At 51.0% G+C, this 15,491-nt stretch carries 12 protein-coding genes, 1 tRNA gene and 1 pseudogene; all 14 read right to left on the minus strand.

Features of this window, described 5'->3' with window-relative positions:
- Positions 1-36: 36 nt before the first annotated feature.
- A complete protein-coding gene (locus tag ACO0LM_RS22025) occupies positions 37-327 on the minus strand; it encodes a hypothetical protein (RefSeq protein WP_423039957.1) in 291 nt (96 codons plus the stop codon).
- Positions 328-361: 34 nt separating this feature from the next.
- Positions 362-1,042, minus strand: coding sequence for an SPOR domain-containing protein (locus ACO0LM_RS22030; protein WP_423039959.1), 681 nt, complete (start codon positions 1,040-1,042; stop codon positions 362-364).
- 17 nt (positions 1,043-1,059) lie between these two features.
- Positions 1,060-1,830 carry a type III pantothenate kinase gene (locus tag ACO0LM_RS22035; RefSeq protein ID WP_423039961.1) on the minus strand — a complete coding sequence of 257 codons (771 nt, stop codon included), beginning with the start codon at positions 1,828-1,830 and terminating at the stop codon, positions 1,060-1,062.
- 69 nt (positions 1,831-1,899) lie between these two features.
- Complete coding sequence (locus tag ACO0LM_RS22040) at positions 1,900-2,712, minus strand: biotin--[acetyl-CoA-carboxylase] ligase (RefSeq protein WP_423039963.1); 813 nt, start codon at positions 2,710-2,712, stop codon at positions 1,900-1,902.
- Between the two features lie 147 nt (positions 2,713-2,859).
- On the minus strand, positions 2,860-7,089 hold the full coding sequence (gene rpoC, locus ACO0LM_RS22045; protein ID WP_423039965.1) for a DNA-directed RNA polymerase subunit beta': 4,230 nt from the start codon (positions 7,087-7,089) through the stop codon (positions 2,860-2,862).
- A gap of 245 nt (positions 7,090-7,334) precedes the next feature.
- A complete protein-coding gene (gene rpoB / locus ACO0LM_RS22050; protein ID WP_423039967.1) occupies positions 7,335-11,441 on the minus strand; it encodes a DNA-directed RNA polymerase subunit beta in 4,107 nt (1,368 codons plus the stop codon).
- 222 nt (positions 11,442-11,663) lie between these two features.
- Positions 11,664-12,032, minus strand: coding sequence for a 50S ribosomal protein L7/L12 (gene rplL / locus ACO0LM_RS22055; protein ID WP_422987779.1), 369 nt, complete (start codon positions 12,030-12,032; stop codon positions 11,664-11,666).
- Positions 12,033-12,084: 52 nt separating this feature from the next.
- The gene (rplJ, locus tag ACO0LM_RS22060; RefSeq protein WP_422987778.1) at positions 12,085-12,624 is read right to left on the minus strand and encodes a 50S ribosomal protein L10; all 540 of its coding nucleotides are present in this window, start codon (positions 12,622-12,624) and stop codon (positions 12,085-12,087) included.
- Positions 12,625-12,922: 298 nt separating this feature from the next.
- On the minus strand, positions 12,923-13,618 hold the full coding sequence (rplA, locus tag ACO0LM_RS22065; RefSeq protein WP_110258377.1) for a 50S ribosomal protein L1: 696 nt from the start codon (positions 13,616-13,618) through the stop codon (positions 12,923-12,925).
- Positions 13,618-14,049 (minus strand): 50S ribosomal protein L11, encoded by a 432-nt coding sequence (rplK, locus tag ACO0LM_RS22070; protein WP_422987777.1) that lies wholly within the window; start codon positions 14,047-14,049, stop codon positions 13,618-13,620. The genes rplA and rplK overlap by 1 nt, the downstream gene beginning before the upstream one ends.
- A 154-nt stretch (positions 14,050-14,203) precedes the next feature.
- Positions 14,204-14,797, minus strand: coding sequence for a transcription termination/antitermination protein NusG (nusG, locus tag ACO0LM_RS22075; protein ID WP_422987776.1), 594 nt, complete (start codon positions 14,795-14,797; stop codon positions 14,204-14,206).
- On the minus strand, positions 14,797-15,180 hold the full coding sequence (secE, locus tag ACO0LM_RS22080) for a preprotein translocase subunit SecE (RefSeq protein ID WP_422987775.1): 384 nt from the start codon (positions 15,178-15,180) through the stop codon (positions 14,797-14,799). The genes nusG and secE overlap by 1 nt, the downstream gene beginning before the upstream one ends.
- A 35-nt stretch (positions 15,181-15,215) precedes the next feature.
- Positions 15,216-15,291, minus strand: a tRNA-Trp gene (locus ACO0LM_RS22085).
- A gap of 74 nt (positions 15,292-15,365) precedes the next feature.
- Positions 15,366-15,491, minus strand: a pseudogene (tuf, locus tag ACO0LM_RS22090) (elongation factor Tu); the annotation flags it as partial.

Genomic DNA, 15,491 nt, shown 5'->3' on the forward strand with positions numbered 1-15,491 from the left:
AATATAATTCTCGTTGCGACGGCCCTGATAGAAGCATTAGTCATGGCCATCAAAATAATCTTTATTTGATCTTGCAAAATCCATGAATTCACCTTCAGGTGCATCATCGCGATTCAGATATTGCCCACTTGGCGGTCCTAAAGTAGGCTGTACAAACAGATAGCAAACCACCACCCCTATGACGGGAAGCAACCAGATCAAAACATACTGGCTATATTTTTGAGATGGCTCGAAAAACTCACTCTTTGCAAGCAGATAAGTCACATAGATATTCATTGCCAACAGGATGAGGGCAATGAATATGGCTGCAATGATGAGAATAGTCATATCCGCTGAATAGCAATGCTTGCATCAAGAATATTTAGTTCTTGCTAAAGTCCGTGGTCTGGCAATCGCGGTTTTCCTGTGCCGGGAAACCTGCCTTGATGGCGTCGTATTTGGTTTTTTCTTCTGCGGTCAAGGCTCTTAACTGGAAAGCGAATTTATTTGTACTGACCGTGCGTGGGCCAACGCGGGCTGAGCGCACACCTTTGTTGGTAAGATTAGTCAGGTGCAGTTTTGCCGCTTCTTCGGTTTTGAATACGCCGAGCGAGAGGCCCCAGCGCATATTGCTTTGGTCTTGCACGATATAGAAATCGCTGATGCCCAGGCGCCGCAGTTCACTGGCTTTTTTATCAGCACCTTCTTTACTACCCTGTGACGGAATAAAGACCATATGCGTAGCGACATCCACCACGTTGATGCGCGATTGTCTTTCGCCCAGGGCTAGGGCTTTCAACTTTTCTTCCATCTTGTCGATGTCAGCCTGGACGAAATTGCCGACTTCCAGGCAGGCTATTACGTCCGAGGTTTTATCTGTGGTGGCATCGCTGGGGGTCAGGGCTTCGGTCGCGGACAGGGGTTTAAGCTGGTCAGCATGGTATTGCATCTTCAAACGTTCTGGCTCATGGGTATCGAGTGACCAGTGTCCCAAATAGCCCAGATTAAACGCCAGCAGGAAGGCATTTAATAACAACAGGCTCCAGAAAAAGAATCGCAGCATGGTAATTTGAGTAGTAATCAGTCCGGGCTTGATTGTGCCACGACAAACAGCCCCGTCAAGACCAGATTGTCGACATGTTGGTGGCGCAGACCCAAATGTGCCATCAAATAAGGGGCTGCGCCGCCAGATATCACGCAGGTGACTGCCTGTTTTTGCTGTTCTTCCAGCACACTGACGGCACGGCGAATGGCACCGACCTGGGCACTGATGCAGCCGCTGACGATGGCCTGGTCGGTATTGTCGGCAAAAATACCGGCAAGATGGATGGATTCAGCCACTTGCGGCAATTGCGCAGTATTGCGTGCCAAGGATTCTGCCATCAATTTCAGGCCTGGCAATATCATGCCGCCTTGAAATTGGCCTTGCGCAGTTACGGCATCGACTGTGGTGGCAGTTCCACAGGTGGCGACCACCACATCCTGCTGCGGGAACAGGTAGTGCGCGCCGACCATGGAAGCCAGACGGTCACAACCCAGTTGTGCCGGGTTGCGATAGGCATTGTGGATACCGGCGACCTGCTCTTGCGAGGCAAACCAGCTTACCAGCGCAGCAGGCTGCAGCTTGTGCAAGATGGCCGTCAATTCAGCCTTGATCGTGGCACCTGCCACATTCGAGATCAGTACTTTGCTGACCGGTATGTGTTGCCAGGCCTGGGCAAGACTGGCCAGTTCGGCATGGCTGACCGAGCCACTGTGCAGCCACACTGGTGGCTGCCCGGCAAGCGCTGACTCAGCGGCTGGCACGGCCCATTTGATACGGGTATTGCCGGCATCAATCAATAATTGCATCTGCTTTCCTTGTTATGCTGCTGCCCGGCATCGTCACACAGCTTAAGTCGCCTACATTGTTCATATCGTTTACGTCATTGCAGGCCGCAGCGATACATCGCCCGCCATGACATTAACTTGTCCCTGGGCAGTCTGCAAGACCAGGCAGCCATGCAGATCTACCCCCAGCGCAACACCTGTATGCAGGGTCTGTCCGTGATCGAGTATGTTGACGGTTTGTCCGGCGTGGGCATGCAAGGCGTTCCAGCGCGGTAAAAAACCGGAAAATCCATGATTGCCAAATTGTTCCAGCGTCACCGCCAATGCATTCAGCAAGCTGGCGACCAGGGCGTTTCTATCCATCCTGGCCAGCCAGGGGGCATCGGCGATGGCCCGCCCTACTTCGGCTTCCAGCGCGTCAGAAACTTGCAGATTCAAACCTATGCCGGCGACGATCCAGGTGCCGCCATGTTGTGCGGCTGCCGACTCCAGCAAGATGCCGGCCAGCTTTTTGCCATCGCGCAAAATGTCATTCGGCCATTTGAGTTGTACGCTCAGGCCCAGGGTATTCAGGGTTTCGGCCAGGGCGACGCCGATTGCCAGCGGCAAGCCCAGCAAATGCTGCGGTGCCTGCGGCAGGTGCCAGGCCAGCGAGAAGGTCAGCATGCCGCCGGGTACGCTCAGCCACGGGCGTCCGGCGCGGCCACGCCCCGCCGTCTGGTGCACGGCAATGCGCAACACTGGGCGCTGCAATTGCGCCAGCCTGGCCATCAGGTCGGCATTGGTGGAACCGGTTTCGGCAACCACTTCGATATCGACCTGGCGTGCCGGCCCATCGCAGCGCATTTCAATTTGTGCGGCATTCAGTTGTAAGTTCTGATTCGATAAGGTATTTGCTTGCATGTTCAATTCTGGATTGCCTGCCCCATGTTGGCGGCTGCTTACATTGCTGAGGTATTAAAAAAAACGGCACCCAAAAGCGGTGCCGTTTTTTATTTCCTGCATATTTCAATGCCTATTTCAATGCTTGTTTCAGCGTCTATTTCAATCTTACGCTTCGCCATCTACCGCATCAGTTGCGGCCACTTCTGGCAACGGGGCAAATGCTGCTTTTTCTGCTTCCAGCAAGGCTGTACGTTCATCGGCTTCCCAAGTTTCTTTCAACTTGCGGGCACGATGGAAGGCCAGACCGGTACCAGCTGGTATCAGACGACCAACGATGACGTTTTCTTTCAGACCACGCAGACCGTCTTTTTTGCCCATGATCGCAGCTTCGGTCAGAACACGTGTGGTTTCCTGGAAGGACGCCGCAGAGATGAAGGAATCAGTAGACAGAGATGCCTTGGTAATACCCAGCAAGATATTTTCATAAGTTGCAGGGATACCATTCGCAGCGGCTACGCGATCGTTTTCATCCAGCAATTCGGAACGTTCAACTTGTTCACCAACGATGTAGTTGGCATCGCCCGGATTGACCACGACAACGCGACGCAGCATCTGACGCACGATCACTTCAATGTGCTTGTCATTGATCTTAACGCCTTGCAAACGATACACGTCCTGCACTTCGTCAACGATGTAACGTGCCAGCGCTTCGATACCCAGCAAGCGCAGGATGTCTTGCGGATCGGCTGGGCCGTCAACAATCATCTCACCCTTGTTCACAACCTGGCCGTCATGCACCAGGACTTGTTTGTCTTTGGTGATCAGGAATTCGTGCTTCTCGCCGTCCATGTCTGTGATTTCCAGACGTTGCTTGCCTTTGGTTTCTTTACCAAACGCAACCGTACCTGTCACTTCTGCCAGCATACCGGCATCTTTTGGTGAACGGGCTTCGAACAGTTCGGCAACGCGTGGCAGACCACCGGTAATATCACGGGTTTTTTGTGATTCAGTCGGGATACGCGCCAGTACTTCACCAACGTGAACTTGCTGACCGTCTTTGACGGTAATCAGCGCGCCTACCTGGAAGCCGATGGTCACTGCGTGTTCTGTACCGGCGATTTTGACTTCTTCGCCCTGTTCATTCAACAGTTTGACCTGTGGACGCAGTGTCTTGCCTGCTGCGCTACCACGACGTTTCGCATCGATTGCCACCAGAGTGGACAAACCTGTCACATCATCGACCTGTTTGGCAACTGTCACGCCTTCTTCGACGTTTTCGAATTTCACCGTACCGGTGTATTCGGTAATGATAGGACGGGTCAACGGATCCCATGTTGCCAGTGCTGTACCAGCCTTGATCACCAGACCGTCTTTGACGATCAGGGTCGCGCCGTACGGTACTTTATGACGTTCGCGTTCACGACCGTGGTCATCAGTGATCAGCACTTCGCCAGAACGGGAAATAACGATCTGGTCGCCTTTACCGTTGGTGACGTAACGCATGGTCACTGTGAAACGGATGGTACCGTTGGATTTGGCTTCAACCGAAGAAGCCACCGCTGCACGGGATGCCGCACCACCGATGTGGAAGGTACGCATCGTCAACTGTGTACCTGGTTCACCGATGGACTGCGCAGCGATAACGCCGACAGCTTCACCAGAATTGACCAGATTACCGCGACCCAGGTCACGGCCATAGCACATCGCGCACAAACCGTAGCGTGTATCGCAAGTCAGTGGTGTACGTACTTTGACTTCATCGATACCCAGGGCTTCGATGCGTTCTACCATGATTTCGTCGAGCAGGGAACCGGCTTCGTACAGGGTTTCCTGCGTTTCAGGATTGACGATGTCGTTGGCGCAAACACGGCCCAAAATCAGGTCACGCAAAGGCACGTTAACTTCACCGCCTTCAACGATGGCCTTCATGGATGAACCATTGGATGTGCCGCAGTCATCTTCCACCACGACCAGATCCTGGGTAACGTCCACCAGACGACGTGTCAGGTAACCGGAGTTCGCTGTCTTCAACGCTGTATCGGCCAGACCTTTACGCGCACCATGCGTGGAAATGAAGTACTGCAAAACGTTCAGACCTTCGCGGAAATTCGCGGTGATCGGCGTTTCGATAATCGAACCATCCGGTTTCGCCATCAGACCACGCATACCTGCCAACTGACGAATCTGGGCGGCAGAACCACGCGCACCGGAGTCGGCCATCATGTAAATGGCGTTGAACGATTCTTGTGTACCGACAGAGCCGTCGCGGCGCGTGACTGGTTCAACTTTCAGTTGTTCCATCATGGCCTTGCCGACTTCATCACCGGTCTTGCCCCAGATATCGACCACTTTGTTGTAACGTTCGCCGGCAGTCACCAGACCGGACGCATATTGCTGTTCGATCTGTTTGACTTCGTGCTCGGCATTCGCTACCAGCGTTACTTTTTGTGGCGGTACCAGCATGTCATCGATACAGATGGAGATACCGGCACGTGTCGCCAAGCGGAAACCAGATTGCATCAATTGATCAGCAAACACAACGGTTGCGCGCAGGCCGCACTTACGGAAAGACGTATCGATCAACTTGGAAATTTCTTTTTTCTTCAGCGGACGGTTCAATACGGTAAATGGCAGACCCTTAGGCAGGATTTCAGACAAAATCGCACGGCCAACCGTCGTTTCATAACGCTTGATGGTTTTAACGAATTCGCCAGTTGCCGGATCTTTTGGATATTCGGTAATACGGACTGTCACGCGGGTAGCCAGTTCGACTTCCTTGTTGTCCCAGGCGCGGATCGCTTCTGAAACGTCAGGGAACATCATGCCTTCGCCCTTGCCGTTGATTTTTTCACGGGAAGCATAGTACAGACCCAACACGATATCCTGGGAAGGAACGATAGACGGTTCACCATTCGATGGGAACAGAATATTGTTGGATGCCAGCATCAATGTACGTGCTTCCATCTGTGCTTCTATAGACAGAGGAACGTGAACCGCCATTTGGTCACCGTCAAAGTCGGCATTGAAGGCCGCGCAGACGAGTGGATGCAACTGGATCGCTTTACCTTCGATCAGGACCGGCTCAAACGCCTGGATACCCAGACGATGCAAGGTCGGTGCGCGGTTCAGCATGACCGGATGTTCGCGGATGACTTCTTCCAGGATATCCCAGACCACAGGTTCTTGAATTTCCACCAGTTTTTTCGCTGCCTTGATGGTAGTTGCCAGACCCATCAATTCCAGTTTATTGAAAATGAAAGGCTTGAACAGTTCCAGCGCCATCAGTTTTGGCAAGCCGCACTGATGCAATTTCAGTTGCGGACCGACCACGATAACCGAACGGCCAGAGTAATCGACGCGCTTACCCAGCAAGTTTTGACGGAAACGACCGCCCTTACCCTTGATCATTTCTGCCAGGGATTTCAGAGGACGCTTGTTGGCACCGGTCATGGCCTTGCCGCGACGACCGTTATCCAGCAGGGAATCGACGGCTTCCTGCAACATACGCTTTTCATTGCGTGTGATGATTTCAGGAGCGCGCAATTCCATCAGGCGCTTCAGACGGTTGTTACGGTTGATGACGCGGCGATACAGATCGTTCAGATCGGAAGTCGCAAAACGACCACCATCCAGCGGGACCAATGGACGCAGTTCTGGCGGCAGGACCGGCAGCACTTCCATGATCATCCAGTCTGGCTTGATGCCGGAGCGCTGGAATGCTTCCAGTACTTTCAGGCGTTTTGCGTATTTCTTGATCTTGGCTTCAGATTTGGATTCTTTCAGCTCGGTACGCAGGGTTTCTGCATCACGGTCGATGTCGATGGAACGCAGCAATTCACGGATACCTTCGGCACCCATGTATGCAGTGAATTCATCGCCATGTTCTTCGTATTTGGCAGCGTAGTCGTCTTCCGACATGATCTGGCATTTTTTTAGCGGGGTCATGCCAGGATCGGTCACAACATATGCTTCAAAATACAACACGCGTTCGATATCGCGCAAAGTCATGTCCAGCACCATGCCCAGACGGGATGGCAGGGATTTCAGGAACCAGATGTGCGCAGTTGGAGAAGCCAGCTCGATATGGCCCATGCGTTCACGACGCACTTTGGCCAGGGTCACTTCAACGCCGCATTTTTCGCAGATCACGCCACGGTGTTTCAGGCGTTTGTACTTGCCGCACAGGCATTCATAATCTTTGATTGGGCCAAAAATCTTGGCGCAAAACAGACCATCGCGCTCAGGCTTGAAGGTACGATAGTTGATGGTTTCCGGCTTTTTAACTTCGCCGTAGGACCAGGAACGAATCTTTTCTGGAGACGCCAGACCAATTTTGATCGCGTCGAATTGTTCGTTGGGTTGGACTTGCTTGAATAGATCGAGCAGGGCTTTCATGTGTATCACTCCAGTGAAGCGCGCAAAACGCTTGGTGGCTGAATGGTGCTGCAAGGGAAGCACTTAGGACGTCTGACCCTGTTCGCATCGGCGGGAGAGCCAGGTCGCTTGGCGACACAGGTTCCGCTGATACCGGGAACGACTATCTGCTTCCAGACTGCTTACTAGCTAGCTTCTTATAACACCACCGCCCGGAGGGTATCCAGGCGATGGTTTTACTACTAATTACGACAACTTTTCTTCAATCAATTGCGTTCGAGATCGATGTCGATACCCAAAGAGCGAATTTCCTTGACCAGAACGTTGAAGGACTCTGGCATGCCGGCGTCGATCACGTGGTCACCTTTGACCAGGTTTTCATACACTTTGGTACGGCCATTCACGTCATCCGACTTGACAGTCAACATCTCTTGCAAGACGTAGGATGCGCCGTAGGCTTCCAGTGCCCAGACTTCCATCTCACCGAAACGCTGACCACCGAACTGTGCTTTACCGCCCAGTGGTTGCTGCGTGACCAGAGAGTAAGGACCGGTCGAACGTGCATGCATCTTGTCATCAACCAGATGATGCAATTTCAGAACGTGCATGTAGCCCAGTGTGACTTTACGCTCAAACGCTTCGCCGGTACGGCCATCGAACAGGGTGACCTGGTTCTTCGATGGTGTCATACCCAGTTGTGCTGCGATATGGTCAGGGAAGGCCAGATCCAGCATGCGACGGATTTCATCTTCATGCGCACCGTCAAACACTGGTGTTGCGAATGGCACACCGTGTTTCAGGTTGTTGGTCAATTCCAGGATCTCAGCGTCGGACAAGCCATCGATGTCTTCCTTCTTGCCAGATTCGTTATAAATCTTCTTCAGGAAATCACGCAATTCTTCTATCTTGGCTTTGGCTTTCAGCATTTCGCCGATACGCAAGCCCAGACCTTTGGCTGCCCAACCCAGATGCACTTCCAGAACCTGACCGACGTTCATACGTGATGGAACACCCAATGGGTTCAACACGATGTCTGCCGGGGTACCGTCAGCCATGTAAGGCATGTCTTCGATAGGCACGATCCGGGAAACCACACCCTTGTTACCGTGACGACCCGCCATCTTGTCGCCAGGTTGCAGGCGACGTTTGACAGCCAGGTAGACCTTGACCATTTTTTGCACGCCTGGCGGCAATTCATCGCCTTGCGTCAGCTTGGTACGTTTTTCTTCAAAAGCCAGATCGAACTGATGACGTTTTTCAGCGATGGAATCTTTCATCGCTACCAGCGCATTGGCTGCTTCATCCGATGCCAGGCGAATATCGAACCAGTGGTATTTATCCACGCTGGCCAGGTATTCCTTGGTGATCTTGGTGCCTTTAGCCAGTTTAGCCGGACCGCCATCAGCGATCTTGCCATCCAGCATACGTTCCAGACGTTCAAATGCATCGCCTTCAACGATACGCAACTGATCGTTCAGATCGAGGCGATAACGCTTCAATTCATCATCGATAATCTGTTGTGCACGTTTGTCGCGTTGTATACCTTCACGGGTGAACACTTGTACGTCAATGACGGTACCTACCATGCCGGAAGGCACGCGCAGGGACGTATCTTTCACGTCAGATGCTTTTTCACCGAAGATGGCGCGCAGCAGTTTTTCTTCTGGTGTCAGTTGGGTTTCACCTTTTGGTGTCACTTTACCGACCAGGGTATCACCAGCAGTGACTTCAGCACCGATGTAGACGATACCGGATTCATCCAGACGAGCCAGTTGGTTTTCTGCCAGATTGGAGATATCGCGGGTGATTTCTTCCGCGCCCAACTTGGTGTCACGGGCAACAACCGACAACTCTTCGATATGAATCGAGGTGTAGCGGTCATCAGCCACCACTTTTTCAGAGATCAGGATCGAATCTTCGAAGTTATAACCATTCCATGGCATGAAGGCGACCAGCATGTTCTGACCCAGGGCCAATTCGCCCAGATCGGTCGATGCACCGTCAGCCAGCACGTCATCCTTGGCAACCAGGTCGCCGACCTTGACGATAGGACGCTGGTTGATGTTGGTGTTCTGGTTGGAACGGGTGTACTTGATGAGGTTGTAGATATCCACACCGACTTCACCAGCCTGTGCTTCAGCATCATTCACGCGAATAACGATACGACCCGCATCGATGTAATCAACCTTACCGCCACGCAGTGCCTGTACTGTGGTACCGGAGTCAACTGCCACGGTACGTTCAATACCTGTACCAACGAATGCTTTCTCTGGACGCAAGCAAGGAACAGCCTGACGTTGCATGTTGGCACCCATCAGCGCGCGGTTCGCATCATCGTGTTCCAGGAACGGGATCAAAGATGCCGCCACAGAAACCACCTGGCCAGTTGCCACGTCCATGTACTGGATACGTTCCGGGGAGACCAGGATCGTTTCGCCAGCTTCACGGGCAGAGACCAGTTCATCAATCAGTTTGCCTTCGCCGTCGATCGTCGCATTCGCCTGAGCGATGATGTAACGACCTTCTTCAATGGCAGACAGGTAATCGATCTGGCTGGTGATTTTGCTGTCTACTACTTTACGGTATGGGGTTTCCAGGAAACCGTATTCGTTCAGACGTGCATACAAAGCCAGCGAGTTGATCAGACCAATGTTTGGTCCCTCTGGTGTTTCAATCGGGCAGACGCGGCCATAGTGAGTTGGATGAACGTCGCGGACTTCAAAGCCGGCGCGTTCACGTGTCAAACCACCAGGTCCCAGGGCGGAAATACGACGTTTGTGCGTAATTTCTGACAATGGGTTGGTCTGATCCATAAACTGGGACAATTGGGAAGAACCGAAGAACTCACGAATCGCAGCAGAGATAGGCTTGGAATTGATCAGGTCATGCGGCATCAGGTTGTCGGCTTCAGCCTGACCCAAACGCTCTTTGACAGCACGTTCAACACGTACCAGACCAGCGCGGAACTGATTCTCAGCCAACTCACCGACGCAACGTACGCGACGATTACCCAAGTGATCGATATCATCGACTTCACCACGGCCATTGCGCAGCTCAACCAAAATCTTGATCACGGCCAATACGTCTTCGTTCGACAAAGTCATGGCACCTGTCAGTTCATCACGACCGATACGGCGGTTGAACTTCATGCGACCGACTGCGGACAAATCGTAACGCTCTTCACTGTAGAACAAGCCATTGAACAGGGCTTCAACAGAATCTTCTGTTGGCGGTTCGCCAGGACGCATCATGCGGTAGATGGCAACGCGGGCAGCCATCTGGTCCGCTGTGTCATCAGCACGCAGTGTTTGCGAGATGTAAGCACCCTGATCCAGGTCATTGGTGTACAAGGTCTGGATATCAGTGACTTTGGCATCGCGCAGGCGACCCAGCAATTCTTCTGTCAATTCATCATTGGCATTGGCGATCACTTCGCCCGTGTCTGCATCAATGATGTTTTTTGCCAGTACGCGGCCCAGCAGGTAGTCTTCAGGCACGGAAATGTGCTTGATGCCACCGGCTTCGATTTCACGTACGTGTTTTGCATTGACGCGCTTGTCTTTGGCGACGATGACTTTGCCATCTTTATCACTGATGTCAAAACGGGCAACTTCGCCACGCAGACGTTCTGCGACGAATTCCATTTCTGCGCCATCATTGTGCAGATTGAAATTATCAAAGACAAAGAAATTGGCCAGAATCTGTTCATTGCTCATGCCTATGGCGCGCAGCAAGATCGTGACTGGCATCTTGCGACGGCGGTCAATACGGAAGAACAGGATATCTTTAGGATCGAATTCAAAATCGAGCCAGGAACCACGGTAAGGAATGATCCTTGCCGAGAACAGCAATTTACCGGAAGAATGTGTCTTGCCGCGGTCATGCTCAAAGAACACGCCCGGGGAACGATGCAACTGGGAAACAATGACACGCTCGGTACCGTTGATAACAAAAGAACCAGTGGTTGTCATCAAAGGCAATTCGCCCATGTAGACTTCCTGTTCTTTCATTTCTTTGACGACCGGCTTGGTTGGTGATTCCTTGTCCAGGATAACCAGGCGGACTTTTGCACGCAAAGGTGATGCATAAGTCAGACCGCGCAACTGACATTCCTTGACGTCAAATGCAGGATCGCCTAAAACGTAGGACAGGAACTCCAGACGTGCAAAGCCATTGTGCGAAACAATAGGGAAAATCGACGTGAAGGCGGACTGCAAGCCTTCATTTTTGCGAGTTGACGGTGTTCTGTCTTCTTGTAAAAAGCTCTGGTAAGACTCGATTTGAGTCGCCAGTAAGAACGGAACGTTGTGGACGTTGGCGCGCTTCGCAAAAGATTTACGAATACGCTTCTTCTCAGTAAATGAGTAGTGCATGGACACTCCGTGAGCGGCAAGGAAGGATAGAGAATTCAGGATTCTTGTCACAAAAATAAAACACAGCAACTCTGTGACAAAACAACCTCAAGTCTCAACCCTAGGTCTTAATAAACAGCTAAACAACCCTGAACGACAAAGAAGCCAAAGAGGAACCCTCTCTTCCGAGAGGATTCCTGTCTTTGACTTGGGCAAATCCGAAGACTTGCCATGGTACCTGAATTACTTGATGTCGGCTTTCGCGCCAGCATCTTCCAGTTTTTTCTTAGCTGCATCAGCATCAGCTTTAGAAACTGCTTCTTTAACTGGTTTTGGTGCGCCATCAACCAGATCTTTAGCTTCTTTCAAGCCCAGACCAGTGATTTCGCGAACTGCTTTAATAACGCCAACTTTGTTTGCGCCAACTTCGGACAGAATTACGTTGAATTCTGTTTGTTCTTCAACTGCTGCTGCTGGACCGGCTGCTGCTGGACCTGCTACTGCTGCTGCGGATACGCCGAATTTTTCTTCGAAAGCTTTTACCAGGTCGTTCAGGTCCATTACGGACATCGCGCCTACGGCTTCCAGGATATCGTCTTTGCTAAGTGCCATTTGAAACTCCAATTAATTAATTACATTGATACGGTATTTGACGGAAAAAAACTTATTCTGCGGCAGCTTCAGCAGCTTCTTCAGCTACTGGTGCTGCAGGAGAACCTGCTTCTTTCTGTGCTGCGACGGCTGCCAGAGCGCGTGCGAAAGCAGATACAGGAGCCTGCATCATGCCAACTACTTGCGCCAACAGAACTTCACGGCTAGGAATGCTTGCCAATGCGACAACGCCAGCTTTATCCAGCGATTTGCCTGCATAGTTACCTGCTTTAACGACCAGTTTGTCATTGCTTTTTGCAAAGTCTTGAACGACTTTAGCAGCGGCAACAGCATCGTCCGAGATTGCATAAATCAACGGACCTGTCATTTCAGAAGCGAGGCTGGCAAATGCAGTTCCCTCAACAGCGCGACGTGCCAATGTGTTTTTCAACACACGCATGTATACGCCCTGAGCGCGTGCGCTAGCACGCAATTGCGTCAAATGACCGACCTGGATGCCACGATATTCAGCCACGACGATAGTCTGTGCAGTTGCTACTTTTGCAGAGACTTCAGCGACGACGGCTTTTTTGTCATTCAGATTGAGACTCACGGTCAACCTCCATTAATGATACTCAGTCCATACACCGGAATGATGCACTTCCCTCATATCGTTTCGAACACGGCGTCCGAAGTTAGGAGTTTCACTGGGGGACCAGTAATCACTACAAAACTTGTTCGGGTACACCATCTGCGTTGGGACCTGTCGATTGCTCTTCAGATATTAACCTCATGTTTTTTTACCACTCTTACACACTCGGCCCAACGGTCTTTGACACTCTGGATGTTTGTTCAAAACATCCAGCCCAAAGATGCGCCCTGCATCATCGATACAAGGACTTAATTCTTGCTTAGCCTGCCAGATTAGCGTGATCTACACGTACACCTGCACCCATAGTGGATGAGATGGATACTTTACGCAGATACACACCTTTGCTGGATGCTGGTTTTGCTTTGTTCAAAGCATCAATCAGCGCAACCAGGTTGGATTTCAGATCGCCATCAGCAAACGACTTGCGGCCGATTGTTGTGTGGATGATACCGGCTTTGTCTGTACGATACTGAACTTGACCAGCTTTTGCATTTTTAACTGCATTGGCTACGTCAGGCGTCACTGTACCGACTTTAGGATTAGGCATCAGGCCACGTGGGCCCAAGATCTGACCCAGAGTACCGACGATACGCATAGTGTCTGGAGAAGCGATAACAACGTCAAATGGCATGTCGCCAGCTTTAACGCGTTCAGCCAAATCTTCCATACCAACGATATCAGCACCGGCAGCTTTCGCTTCTTCCGCTTTTGCACCTTGTGCAAATACGGCTACGCGTACTGTCTTGCCTGTACCAGCTGGCAATACCACGGCGCCACGAACAACCTGGTCAGATTTTTTAGGATCAACACCCAGTTGTACGGATACGTCGATGGATTCGTTGAATTTTGCTGTAGCGCATTCTTTGATCAAAGCGATAGCATTGTCAAACGGATACACTTTCAGACGGTCAACTTTCGTTGCCAGCAATTTTGCTTTTTTAGATAACTTAGCCATTACAGACCCTCCACCGTGATGCCCATGGAACGAGCAGAACCAGCGATAGTACGCACTGCTGCGTCCATATCGGCGGCTGTCAAATCAGCGCGTTTAACGGTCGCGATTTCTTCAGCTTGCTGACGAGTGATTTTACCCACTTTGTCAGTATGCGGTTTGGAAGAACCTTTAGTGATCGCAGCTGCCTTTTTGATCAGGTAAGTTGCTGGAGGAGTCTTCATCACGAAAGTGAAAGACTTGTCAGCAAATGCTGTGATCACGACAGGAATAGGCATACCTGGTTCGAAACCTTGGGTCTGTGCGTTGAACGCTTTGCAGAATTCCATGATGTTCAGACCACGTTGACCCAAAGCTGGGCCGATAGGTGGGGATGGGTTTGCTTTACCAGCTGGCACTTGCAGCTTGATAAAACCAATGATTTTCTTTGCCATGTTGGCTCCTTCGATAAATGAGTAGTAGCGCCTGTTAATGTTAAGTCACACCAACAGGCTCCTCTGCCTGCTGGAAAACCCTTACTATTCCACAAGGATTCTCCTGATCAGTTTCAACACATTGCTGTGTTACGTACTGATCAACGTGAATTCTTTATACTTTTTCGACTTGACCAAATTCCAGTTCAACTGGAGTGGCACGACCGAAAATGGTGACGGTGACACGTACTTTGGATTTTTCGTAATTCACTTCTTCGACGTTACCGTTAAAGTCAGTGAAAGGACCATCCTTGATACGTACTACTTCGCCGACTTCGTACAAGACTTTTGGCCTTGGTTTTTCTACGCCGTCCTGCATCTGCTGCAAAATCTTGTCTACTTCATGCTGCGGTATCGGCGAAGGCTTGTTCGATTTACCACCGATAAAGCCAGTTACCTTGCTGGTGTTTTTTACCAGATGCCAGGTATCGTCAGTCATTTCCATCTCGACGAATACGTAGCTAGGGAACAGGCGACGCTCAGTCACTGCCTTCTTGCCGTTTTTTACTTCGATGACTTCTTCGGTAGGAACCAGAATCTGACCGAATTTGTCCTGCATCTCTGCGCGTTCTATGCGCTCAACCAATGCACGATGCACGCTCTTTTCCATACCGGAATAAGCATGCACGGCGTACCATCTTTTAGCGCTTTTAGGTACAGACACCGTTGGCGCTGTACCTTCTTCGTTTTCCTGAATGTTATCGCTCATTATTTTTTCCATCCGAGGATTACGTCATACAACAAAAATCCGATCAACTGATCAGTGCCCCACAGGAAAAGCGCCATCACTAACACAAAGCCGAATACCACGGCAGTGATCTGACCGGCTTCTTTTCTTGTTGGCCAAACTACTTTTTTTGTTTCGCGAACTGATTCCTTGGCAAAATCAAAGAAATCGCGACCCATTTCTGAAGTTGCAACAAAACCTGCTGCAATGACCAACCCCAAAACCAAAGCGGCGGCGCGTATCCACGTCGCTTGTCCAGCGAGAATATAAAAAGCAGCAACACCGGCAACTGCAGCTACTACCGCCAAGATGACTTTATACTTGTCATTGGATGTACTAACAGTTTGAACGGGATGATTAGACATACTTTATTTACTTTCGGTGCCTATGGCCTTGATGGTGGCAGGGGCGGAGGGAATCGAACCCCCAGCCTACGGTTTTGGAGACCGTCGCTCTGCCAATTGAGCTACACCCCTACATCTTTAAACTACCTGAACTACTACGGCGACCTTAAAGCAGGTCGCCGTTTTTCACTCAGTTGACTACTGAATTACTCGATGATTTTAGCAACAACGCCAGCACCGACAGTACGACCGCCTTCACGGATAGCGAAGCGCAAGCCTTCTTCCATCGCGATCGGGTTGATCAGTTTGACTGTGATAGAGACGTTATCACC

This window comes from Undibacterium sp. Di26W, from assembly GCF_049340265.1.
Classification (GTDB): Bacteria; Pseudomonadota; Gammaproteobacteria; order Burkholderiales; family Burkholderiaceae_D; genus Undibacterium.

Excerpts from the sequence above, each read along its gene's own strand:
- ACO0LM_RS22025 (WP_423039957.1), bottom strand. The coding sequence starts at position 327 with ATGACTATTCTCATCATTGCAGCCATATTCATTGCCCTCATCCTGTTG.
- ACO0LM_RS22030 (WP_423039959.1), bottom strand. The coding sequence starts at position 1,042 with ATGCTGCGATTCTTTTTCTGGAGCCTGTTGTTATTAAATGCCTTCCTG.
- ACO0LM_RS22035 (WP_423039961.1), bottom strand. The coding sequence starts at position 1,830 with ATGCAATTATTGATTGATGCCGGCAATACCCGTATCAAATGGGCCGTG.
- ACO0LM_RS22040 (WP_423039963.1), bottom strand. The coding sequence starts at position 2,712 with ATGCAAGCAAATACCTTATCGAATCAGAACTTACAACTGAATGCCGCA.
- rpoC (WP_423039965.1), bottom strand. The coding sequence starts at position 7,089 with ATGAAAGCCCTGCTCGATCTATTCAAGCAAGTCCAACCCAACGAACAA.
- rpoB (WP_423039967.1), bottom strand. The coding sequence starts at position 11,441 with ATGCACTACTCATTTACTGAGAAGAAGCGTATTCGTAAATCTTTTGCG.
- rplL (WP_422987779.1), bottom strand. The coding sequence starts at position 12,032 with ATGGCACTTAGCAAAGACGATATCCTGGAAGCCGTAGGCGCGATGTCC.
- rplA (WP_110258377.1), bottom strand. The coding sequence starts at position 13,618 with ATGGCTAAGTTATCTAAAAAAGCAAAATTGCTGGCAACGAAAGTTGAC.
- rplK (WP_422987777.1), bottom strand. The coding sequence starts at position 14,049 with ATGGCAAAGAAAATCATTGGTTTTATCAAGCTGCAAGTGCCAGCTGGT.
- nusG (WP_422987776.1), bottom strand. The coding sequence starts at position 14,797 with ATGAGCGATAACATTCAGGAAAACGAAGAAGGTACAGCGCCAACGGTG.
- secE (WP_422987775.1), bottom strand. The coding sequence starts at position 15,180 with ATGTCTAATCATCCCGTTCAAACTGTTAGTACATCCAATGACAAGTAT.